An 11093-nucleotide genomic window follows, 5' to 3' on the forward strand; every position below is an offset into this window, starting at 1 on the left:
TATTATGGAGGCAATGATGACGATCTATACTTGTGAAAATACATTTGAAGCAATGATGACGTGTATCTATGATGCATGGGCATCCAAAGAAGGACATCAGAATATCCGTCTGAAAGCAGAACCAGTAGGCGATATGGAATTATTCTGTGAATACCGCCCGATTCAGACAGATACGGAAAAAGCGAAGAAAGTTGTCCGTTCCATCCAGAAAAAACTGTCTTTCTCCGCATATATTATGATTTACCGTTGTGCTATGTCCGAACATCCGGATAAGCTCGACCGGATCTATCGCTTCCTGCTTCTGGGATTCGCTTATCCTGATAAAATCACGGATATGCTGCAGCATCCTTATGTCAGTGCCGTATTTGAATTAAGCCGAAGCGTCATGAATGAAGCTCATATATTCCGGGAAATTGTTCGTTTCCAGGCGCTTCCTGACGGAGTTCTGGTCGCACATATTGAACCAAAGTCGAATATTCTAACCCTGCTCTATCCTGCTTTTGATGATCGGATGCCTTCGGAAAACTGGCTCATTATAGATGATACCCGTTCCATTGCAGCCATTCATTCTGCCGATCAGGAAACTTATCTTACTACCTTGTCTACAGATGAGTTGCAGCGATTAAAACATACCGAAGATATGACAGATCCATTTATCGATATGTGGAAATCATTTTTTCATCATATTGAAATTGCAGAGCGGAAAAATCCAAGTTGTCAGCGTACGCATTTACCAATTTGGTACCGGAAACATGCAACCGAATTTCTTGATTAAGGTGGCTTAAAATTTACTATTTAAGTCTTAATAAGAACTCCTGCTATTTTTTCTTGGCAAATGATAAAAGTAGAATGGTATAAATTGAGAAAAGTAAATTAAGCGCCAGTCAGGCAATCTTTCCTCAGCGAGCGATTGTTAGCCGCAGAGGTAAGATTGATGACTGGCGCTTTCACAACCTAAATCTTGACCACAAAAGAAGCTATTACAGACTTCTCCATGCAGTTTCAAGTGCGATCTCAATCATCTCATCAAAGGACTCCTGACGCTCTAAAGCAGTCAGTTCCTCATGACGGAACATATGATCAGAAATAGACAGAATACTTAAAGCTTTCTTATGAGAAGCTACTGCTTCCCAGTAAATTCCTGCTGTCTCCATTTCTACACAGAGCATTCCAAGATCACGGCACAGTGACGGAATATTGGAATCTGCATTGTAGAATACATCTGTTGTAAATACATTTCCAACTTTTACGCTTGCTTCTCTCTCATTGCAGATATCAACTGCATCTTTCAGCAGATCAAAATCAGCAGTCGGAGCAAGTGTTCCCGGGAAACCATACTGTACATCAAATTTAGAGTTTGTAGATGCGCTCATAGCGATAACAACGTCACGTACTTTCATATCATCACGAAGTGCACCTGCAGAACCTACACGAATGATAGAATCTACATCAAAGAAGTTATACAGTTCATGTGCGTATAATGTCATAGACGGAATACCCATACCGCTTCCCATAACAGAGATGCGTTTTCCTTTATATGTACCTGTATATCCGTACATATTACGAACAGTGTTGAATAATTCCGGATTCTCCAGATATTTTTCTGCAATATATTTTGCGCGCAGCGGATCTCCTGGCATCAGGACTGCTTTTGCAACTTTTTCCTTATCTGCAACGATGCATGCGGAAGGTGTTGAAATCATAATTGTTTCCTCCTTATACAAACTTTATTTTCGTTTATTACCTTACACACTATAAGGGATGAAAAATAAATTGTCAAACAAAAAGTATACACGATTTTATTCCTTCGCACACTTTTATATTTTCACGATTATTTATCTGAGAAACTTATTTTTCCACGTAAGCAACATGTAATCCATCACCAGTACATACAGATTCATATTGATTCCATGTTCCCATTTCGTGTCCGATCAAAACATTATCTATTTTTCCATCTGCATATTTCAAAATATCCTGCATGGTTAGAATTGACTGATAAGCACTTCCTATTCCAAATCCATTTGGCATAGAAATACCATCATCGTTTCCTCCCATAATATTTCCTTTTACATAAGCACAATCGCCTACCATGACATATTTTTTTCCTGCCGTTTCTACAATCACTATATTACTTGCAAAAGAATGTCCCATTTGTCCTACTCTGATACTAATACCTGGAAACAAATTATCTACCTCTCCATCTAATAAAACTAAGCGATTTTCTTTTATCAAATTTATGCAGTTTTCTATGGACACATTAGACATGGAAACCTTTAATGTATTGTACTTATACGGAAGACACATTGTCTTAATCCAATTACAAAGTTCATCTGATTGTATATAAAACTTTGCGTTTGGAAATAAATTTACACCTCCCATGTGATCCCAATGCGCATGCGTTAAAATAACATATTGTACATCTTCTGGCTCTATTCCAATTTTACGAAGTACTTTCGCTGGACTTCGGTATTGTGTAATATTCATTCCTTCAGCTAATTTCCGATGTTCTTCGTAGCTATCATCATAACCAGTGTCAATTACAATAATTCCAGCCTCGCCTTTAATTACATTTATTGTATAAGTAACATCCGTCTGTTCACCATTTCCATAATAACCTGAAAATACAAATGTGTTAGAAAACCCTCTTTGCACTGCATATTCTAATACCGTAATAGAATATTTTCTTTCCATTTTTATTTCACCCTTTATTTTCTAAATATTATATCCTCCAACAGAAAATCTGACTCCAACCTCCTCAAAAATCTTTTTTATTCGCTGCATATCTTCTGATTCTTGTGGTTGCAAATCCTCTGTCGGATATCTTTTTCCAATTGTTTCATACTTGGATGCTCCAAAATTATGGTATGGAAGCACATTTAATAACGGTTTTCCACGCAATTCTTTCACAAACTTTGCTGTATCGCGTACGTTTATATCATCATCGTTTAATGTTGGAATCAACGGTAAACGTATAATCAACTGTTTTCCATGTTTTTCACACCACTGAGCTGTCTTCACTATATTTTCAAGAATTATTTCATTGCCTACTCCTGTAAGTGCTTTATGTTTTTCCCGATTCATACATTTGCAATCCAAAAAAACAAGCTTTGTGTAACCAAGAATTCGTTTTAAATCTTCCCATTTTCCATAGCCACTTGTCTCAATAGCAGTGTGAATACCATAATAAACACATTTTTTCAAAATCTCGCCGACAAAGTCCGCCTGACCTAATATTTCACCGCCAGATAACGTAACACCGCCGCCACTACGACGATAAAACATTCTATCATCAAGAACAGCTTTTACGACTTCCTCAACTGTTTTTTCTATGCCAACCTGAGCGCGTGCCTGAAAATTACATACCTGTACACAACGCAGGCACTGTCTGCATTTTTCAAATTTCTGGACAACAACACTTTTTTTTTCATTCCATGTAATCGCATTTTCAGGACATATTTGAATACATTTTCCACACCCCACGCATTTCTGAGCTTTATAAGAAAGCTGTATTCTCTTTTCCAACCCATATGCATTACTGCACCATTTACAGCGCAATGGACATCCTTTCACAAATACATTGGTACGGATTCCCGGTCCGTCCTCCAACATATAATGACTGATATCAAAAATAGTACCTGTCATATATGGTGCTCCGTACGATTAATGATATCATCCTGAACTTCTTTTCCAAGATCTGTAAAATATACACTATATCCAGCTACTCGGACCATCAATGTCGGATATTTTTCCGGATGTTTTTGTGCATCCAGAAGTACCTTCTTGTCCTGACAATTAAACTGCATATGATGAATATGCTCATCACACAACGCTGTCCTGATCAATGACGCCATCTTGTTGATTCCCTGATATTTATAATGTTCTTCTTCCGGATCTGGAAGTAATGCATCTATACCAACTTTTTTTACATCATAGCATTTCATGAATAATCACCCCTTCTTATTCTGCAATTAAATCAGTTTTGCTGATCCACATATTCAAAATTGTTCCATTCGTGCATGCACTGTGATTAATTTTACCATATGACTGTATCGCTGCCAGCGGACCATTCACATCCATATGCTGTTCTGCTGAGAGTGTATCTGCTAATGGGGTTAAAGCTTTTCGTCCTGACGGAAGTGCCCAACACATCTCTCCCATTGCTACATTTGTCTGCGTTGGCTGAACTCCTGCTGAAGAATAGTTTCCGGCTCTTCCACACTTCAATGTTGCACAATATTCTGCACAATCCTGCAAAGCTTTCGATGTAAGCATATCAACCTCATCGATATTATTTCCATATTTTGGTACATTGAGGCACATCTGACGAATTTCCTCATATCCTTCAAAATCCGCTTCAACAGCTTTCAACAGTTCATCCATAGAAATCACTTTATCATCATAGACAAGTTTTTTCACTACTTCAAGGGAATCTCCCATATCTGCAACACCGGTAAGCATATAATGCGGACCTGAATTTAACATAGCTCCACCGGCAACAACATCGATACCTTTTTCAATTGCATTCGTTGCCATCATAGTAAAAAGTGGCATCTGATGTTCTTCTGCCAGCAAACGTTCCGCTACAAGCATATGCTCCTGACACAGATTAATCTGATACTTGTACTGACGCATGAATGCTTCATAAAATTCATCGAATGTTTTAAACGCACGCGGATCACCACTCTCACAGCCAATTCTTGTACCGGCTCCATATCCCGGACACCCTTCAGGCAAAATACCATTTGTCAGAGTCAGACTGACTGTATTTCCAAGATTTGTAATATTTGCATTTGTATGTCCATAACAGTAACCTTCAATCTTCGGTTCCACACAGCCTACCGTTGTTGCACGCTCACGAATCAATTTTAACGGAAGATTATTTGCCCCATTCAGACCGGCACCGTTATACTGAATCATGTTATAAACACTGTCGATGTCAAAGAATGACGGATGCCCCAGTCCTTCTGCTGCAAGTTTTACCGCTTCCATCAGGAACGATTCCGGTGTCTTACTTCCAATATGTACATGTACCGCCGGTGCTGTGGTACGTGTGTCACGTGCACTTCTCAGACAAATATAGGACAATAAATTCACAGCATCATTTCCATTTGCATCATAACCGCCAACACTATAGCCACCAGTCCAACGGTAATAGCCACCAAAGCAATGCGCCAATCCTTCCGGAAGCAGCCACGGAATGTTACAGCATTTAATATTATATTCTTCCATCCATTCCAAAGCACTCTCTACCGTTTCTACACCACTCTGAAGATCCTTCTCCAAATATGGCCATAACAGCTGATCCAAACGTCCCACATTGATACACGGTCCAGATGCTTCCACATTCAGCATCATTGTATTAAGCCATACGGCGTGTAATGCTTCTGCAAAATTTTCCGGAATATCCCAACAAATTTTCTCTGCTCGTTTTCCGGCAGTTCTTAATTCCTCTGCACGTTCAGGATCTGCTTCCTTCTCTGCCTGTGCGTCTGCTGCCTGATGCAATCGAATACCATAATCGCGAATTCCCTTGCAGACTTCCATCATTCCAATATAAAAATCCTGTTTTCTGACATTATCCGGATCGATCAAATCCAGATCTGATAATAACTTTTCGCATTTTTCATAATATCCACGATATCCGATTTTAAAAAGTTCATGATAGTCCGGTACAAAATGAGAACCCGGATTTGATATATAGTTACTGCAATCTACATAACCGGAAGATAACAAAACATCTGGTTCTCTTGTCTGTGCCCGGAATTTTGAAGTTAATGTCTTATCCTTCCAATATGGAATATGTTCATTTTTTAATTCTTCTTTATCTTTTGCGTCAATTTTCCAGGGATCAAATAATCTGGTTTCAAATGTATCAAAATCTGACTCCAGCCAATGTGCATGTGACTCAATACTGAAATTATTACATCGTATTTTTCCCCCCTGCCATCCAAGCAGCCGTTCTCCCGGTTCAATATGAATTGGTAATGTCCGATATACTTCTGCCATAGCAAAATATCTTTTGCGAATCTGAGATTCGCTTTCATGGGTTTTAAAATATTTCGTAAACACTCGCGTCCTCTGCATTTCCAGATTCGGTCTTGCCGCATGAAGAATTCCATTTAATTTGCGGATACGTTCGGTACAGCCTACCTCTGTAACCTGCCCGGTACGCATTTCCATACCGCCCTTACTTCCTACTTCTATTATCTTTTCCATTGTTTTCCCTCTTTTCCTTTTATCCGATATGCTGCGGTGAAACTGATCATTTTATCTATCCGTCTTTATGATCAGTTTCGCCATTCAGCCTGGACTTCGCTCATTAAGCCTTCTTCTCAGCACCCGCTTTTGCAACAATTGCATATAAAACAGCTGTAACGATCAATACTAAAAATGTACTCAATTTAATAGCCGGAACTAATTTCAGTGCAAAGGAAAATGCCAGACCAATTATGATACAAATAACCGGACGCGCATTAACAACCGGAAGATCTTTTTCCTCTTTTATATCAAGTTTTCCTTTATGAACAATATAGAAATCTGTAAGCATTACAGCTACTAAAGGTGCCATGATTGTTCCAATTGCAGTTACAATTGTATTAATAAAATCAACGCCTGGTCCATACATAATCACAAACGAAATCACTCCTGCAACTAATGGAATAATAATTGCAAACCATTTTCTGGTAGTATTAAACACTGCTGCAAATGAATTACTGTACATATAATCGCATGCCGGTGTTGTATTTCCCTGTGCGATCATAACGAAAATACTTCCGATCAGGAAAATTGCTCCGCCCAGAGATGCACAGATATCTGCAAGTGTATGTACTCCTGTACCCATAAATCCAACCTGACCTACTAAAAAGCAGAGTAATACAAATCCAGATCCGCAAAGTGCTGCAATAATAACAGATTTTTTATTTTTGGCATCTGTAGTCAGATCAATTGCTCCTACATAACCTGCCATCCACATACCAACCATAGTCTGTGCAATCGTTCCTATTGTGTAAGTAGTTTCTGTTGGCTGATATGCCATAAGGCCTTCCAGTCCACCGGCATGTCTGACAGATACAATATAAATAATAACAAACAGAACAATGGCGATTGGAATACTGATATTAGAAATCAATTTAACACCATCCATTCCGTAAACACCACCAATAATCGTAACAACAAGTAAAATTACCATTGCCAGTGCAAATCCAAAATTCTTATGTCCTTCCGGAAAGATATTATATACTGCCTGAGCTGCATTAAATAAATCGAAGCAAGCCCAAAATGCCATACAAAATGCTACTGCAAATGAAAAAATCCGAAAACCTTGTCTTCCAAACATCTGCTTCCAGACTGCATCTTTTTTCAATCCGGTTTTATAGCCAATCATTGTCGATAGTGCAATTAACACTGCTCCAATCACAAATCCCAGAGCCATACCTGCCAGTCCCGTGGTGAATTTTGCTCCTTGTCCCACCAGACCTCCTGTCGGCACGGCTGTAATACTGCAAAAGTAAGCCATAAATACGGCACCCAATGCCACTGGTCCTATTTTTTTTGTCTTTTCCATAGTTTTTCTCCCTTCTTTGGTTCTAATTTTTATACTTTTATAATTCGCAAATTCCATGCCACTTTTCCAAGCAAAAACTTTTCTGTATATTTTATCCAAAAAATCCTTTCTATTTTCACACTACAATTCTTTCATTTAGTAATTATGCTTATTTCTACTACGTTTGTTTTTCATATGTATCTATATGCAAGAAAAAAGAGTGAAAAAACGCACCTTATATGTGAATTTTTTCACTCTCGAATATTTACTTAATCATACTACTCTATCTCATATCTTTTACACTTTTTCAGGAAAGTGGTTCTTTCACATCCTAGCGCCTCTGATGCCTTTTTCTTATTTCCTTCCTTAAGAATAGCATTCTGAATCATTTGCTTTTCAAATTGTTCTACAGCCTCTTTTAACGTATATTTTTCTTTCTGATCTGTCGATACACATATTCCAGTTACTCCAAGCACTTTCTGAATCTCCGAACATGTAATCCTTCCATCTTTCCCAAGAATCACCAAACGTTCCATCATATTTCTCAATTCCCGAATATTTCCAGGCCAATCATAATGGCGTAATAACTGCATTGCATCAGCTTCTATCAAAGTAATTTTTTTATATTTCTCATCAAACTCTTCTAAAAATCTTCCCACCAGAAAAGGAATATCCTCGGATCTGTCTCGCAGTGGTGGTAACTCTAACGGCAAAATATTTAATCTGTAATATAAATCTTCTCTGAAATTTCCATTTCGTATTTCCTGAAGCAGATTACGATTCGTTGCTGCAATAACACGCACATTTAACTTTATTGCCTGTTGACCACCAACTCGATTTACTTCATTTTCCTGTAAAACTCTAAGCAATTTTGCCTGTACCTGAAAAGGAAGTTCTCCGATTTCATCCAGTAAAATAGTTCCCCCATCTGCCTGCTCAAATGCGCCTTTTTTTCCTCCACGCTTTGCTCCTGTAAATGCTCCTTCCTCATATCCGAACAATTCTGATTCCAACAAATCCTGTGGAATCGCTGCACAATTGACTTTTATGTAAGTATTATCTGCACGACAACTGTATTTCACAATCACTTTGGAAAGAAGTTCTTTTCCTGTTCCGGTTTCTCCTGTAATCAGAACACTTACATCTGTCTGGGCTACCGTTTTCGCCAAAGAAATCAAATCCCGCATTACATCACTAGTATATAAAATTTCCTCCTCATCAGCAGTATGTACTGACACTGATCCGGCTTCATCTGTACTATCAGGAATCTCTCCTTTTTGTAACTGTTTCAGACGATTTTCCATCTCCATAATTGACATAACATCCCAGTCTGTCGTTATTGCATATCTTAATTTTCCGTTTTCATCCTTCACTGGAATCCCTGCCACAAATCCACGATAATCTGTAGATACCACATATCCAATTGCATTGATTGGTTTTTCTTCTTTTAACATTCTCGGAATGACATCACACTGAATGACGTTTTCTTTTTGCAATTCAAAAATCGTTTTTCCAAGAATATACTCCTTCTTTAACCCAGTACGTTCTTCATAAGATGGATTAACATAACAAACATACCCTCTATCATCCGTGACAAACAGTGTCGTATTCAGATGATTACAAATCAATTGGAAATCTATCTGCGTTTTTTTATAATTTGCAACCATTTCAACCATTTGTTCTGTCAATTCCAATATATCTTTTTTTACATTATCCGAATTAGTTAATATTATTTGAAACTGCTCTAATTTTCTTTCCAAATCTTCTATACATAAAACTTTTTCCATACCAACTTTCCTCTTCGCATTTCATACATACTTCACTGTAAGTTGTTTCTATTATACTAATTCCAAACACATTGTGCAATGAAGTCACTACTTATTCTGGTAACCAAAAGGTATGTATTGCTTTTTACAGCTTTAAATTGTATACTCACGGTATACCACATTAAACAAAAGGAGATTATGTTATGAAACAGACACAGCCAAATACAACTGCAAACAAACATGGCATGCTCTATGATCTGGAAGATAAAGTTCCTGCCGTACAATCTGTCATCTATGGTATACAGTATCTGGTTTACTTTCTTGCCGGAAGTGCCATTATGCCAGTTATCATAGGCGCATACCTTGGTCTTGATCAGGCTGAGATCGCCCAAATGCTGCAGCGAACTTTCTTGCTCAGCGGTGGCGTTTCCATTTTGCAGGCAATCCTCGGACACCGTTATCCTATTATTGATGGACCAGCCGGTCTCTGGATGGGACTTCTGATCATTCTTGCAGAGACCTGCACCTCTTTCGGTCAGGATCTTGCCGTTTTACGAACCAATATGGAAGTGGGTATGATCATTGCCGGTATTATGGTTATTATTGTTGCCCTGACCGGACTGGTAGATAAGATTCTTAAAGTATTTACCCCTATTGTAAACGGAACATTTCTTATCCTCATGGTTATGCAGATGAGTGCCACCGTCATTAAAGGTGCAACCGGTATTTCTTCTGGATACAAAACAATCCAGCCAAAATTCCTTGCGGTCTTTCTGATCACAACCGCAGTAATCTTAGTGATCAACCTGAAAGCCAAAGGATTTTTGCAGTCCATCGCAACCCTGATTGGTGTTGTGTGCGGCTGGATTCTGGCATACGCGCTTGGCATTTCACCGGATTTCATTTCATCCGGTAATGGTTTCCTGGCCATCCCTCAACCCTTTGCCTGGGGAACACCAACCATTAACCCAAGTGTTATCATTACCTGTCTAATTGGTGAATTTATGCCTTTTTCAAACTTTGCAACCAGTCTGAATGGTATGTCAGAATTGCTGGAAGTAGAAAATACTCCAAAACAGGTGAAAAGAAGTACGGTTCTCTTTGGCTGTACCGCTATACTTTGTGGTGTATTTCCGGTTACCGGATTCGTACCATTTGCTTCCGCACCAAGTACTACCAAACTGACACGAGTTGCTGCAAGAGGACCTTTCATCATCGGTGGACTCTTTATGATGCTTCTTGGTGTGATTGCTCCAATCTGTACCTTCTTTGCGGCGATTCCTCCGGCAGTTGGATATTCTGCCATGATGATCGTATTTGCCATGATGTTGCAACAGGGGATTCAGGAATTTAAGAAAGTAGAACTGACCAATCGTGAAGGCTTCATTATCGGAATTTCCTTTATGATTGGTGCAGGTATTATGTTCCTGAATGCGGATGCATTTATGACATTACCTCAGATGCTGCGTTATATCGTCTCCAACGGACTGATCATAGGATTGATTGTAGCGCTTTTGATGGAACACATACTGCTGCGAAAAAAAGTTAAATAATAGTGAGGCGGTAACAATTTACATATTAAATTAAAATATTTTTTCTCTGATATTTCAAAGTATGTCATAGTATTAATTTGTAATCTCGCTCATGTTTTCTCACCAAGACCAATTTGTATAAAAAAATAGGTATCCAACTGGATACCTATTTTTCAGAGCGCGAGACGGGACTCGAACCCGCGGCCTCGACCTTGGCAAGGTCGCGCTCCACCAACTGAGCCACTCGCGCAT

General features: G+C 38.7%; 9 protein-coding genes and 1 tRNA gene. 2 read left to right on the forward strand and 8 right to left on the reverse strand.

The window, feature by feature from the left end; all coding sequences use genetic code 11:
- The first annotated feature begins 16 nt into the window (after positions 1 to 16).
- Positions 17 to 775: a TIGR03915 family putative DNA repair protein gene (locus tag LG34_RS00695; protein WP_109214402.1), complete on the forward strand. Its 759-nt coding sequence runs from the start codon at positions 17 to 19 to the stop codon at positions 773 to 775.
- 205 nt (positions 776 to 980) lie between these two features.
- Here LG34_RS00695 and deoD read toward each other — a convergent pair whose 3' ends face one another.
- From deoD to LG34_RS00730, 7 genes are all read right to left on the reverse strand, one after another.
- On the reverse strand, positions 981 to 1703 hold the full coding sequence (gene deoD / locus LG34_RS00700; RefSeq protein WP_109214403.1) for a purine-nucleoside phosphorylase: 723 nt from the start codon (positions 1701 to 1703) through the stop codon (positions 981 to 983).
- Between the two features lie 145 nt (positions 1704 to 1848).
- Positions 1849 to 2691 carry an N-acyl homoserine lactonase family protein gene (locus tag LG34_RS00705; RefSeq protein ID WP_109214404.1) on the reverse strand — a complete coding sequence of 281 codons (843 nt, stop codon included), beginning with the start codon at positions 2689 to 2691 and terminating at the stop codon, positions 1849 to 1851.
- A gap of 21 nt (positions 2692 to 2712) precedes the next feature.
- A complete protein-coding gene (locus LG34_RS00710) occupies positions 2713 to 3642 on the reverse strand; it encodes a glycyl-radical enzyme activating protein (RefSeq protein ID WP_109214405.1) in 930 nt (309 codons plus the stop codon).
- The gene (locus LG34_RS00715) at positions 3639 to 3941 is read right to left on the reverse strand and encodes a glycine radical domain-containing protein (protein ID WP_109214406.1); all 303 of its coding nucleotides are present in this window, start codon (positions 3939 to 3941) and stop codon (positions 3639 to 3641) included. Before LG34_RS00715 ends, LG34_RS00710 begins: the two co-directional genes overlap by 4 nt.
- A gap of 16 nt (positions 3942 to 3957) precedes the next feature.
- Positions 3958 to 6216, reverse strand: a complete 2259-nt coding sequence (locus LG34_RS00720; RefSeq protein WP_109214407.1) for a pyruvate formate lyase family protein — start codon at positions 6214 to 6216, stop codon at positions 3958 to 3960.
- Between the two features lie 103 nt (positions 6217 to 6319).
- The gene (locus tag LG34_RS00725; RefSeq protein WP_177957401.1) at positions 6320 to 7564 is read right to left on the reverse strand and encodes a purine-cytosine permease family protein; all 1245 of its coding nucleotides are present in this window, start codon (positions 7562 to 7564) and stop codon (positions 6320 to 6322) included.
- Positions 7565 to 7821: 257 nt separating this feature from the next.
- Complete coding sequence (locus tag LG34_RS00730) at positions 7822 to 9330, reverse strand: sigma-54 interaction domain-containing protein (protein WP_109214409.1); 1509 nt, start codon at positions 9328 to 9330, stop codon at positions 7822 to 7824.
- A gap of 182 nt (positions 9331 to 9512) precedes the next feature.
- Between LG34_RS00730 and LG34_RS00735 the strand changes: the two genes are divergently transcribed.
- Positions 9513 to 10862: a uracil-xanthine permease family protein gene (locus LG34_RS00735; RefSeq protein ID WP_109214410.1), complete on the forward strand. Its 1350-nt coding sequence runs from the start codon at positions 9513 to 9515 to the stop codon at positions 10860 to 10862.
- 156 nt (positions 10863 to 11018) lie between these two features.
- Here the strand turns inward: LG34_RS00735 and LG34_RS00740 are convergent.
- A tRNA-Gly gene (locus LG34_RS00740) sits at positions 11019 to 11091 on the reverse strand.
- Positions 11092 to 11093 lie beyond the last annotated feature (2 nt).

This window comes from Eubacterium ramulus, from assembly GCF_003122485.1.
GTDB lineage: Bacteria > Bacillota > Clostridia > Lachnospirales > Lachnospiraceae > Eubacterium_I > Eubacterium_I ramulus_A.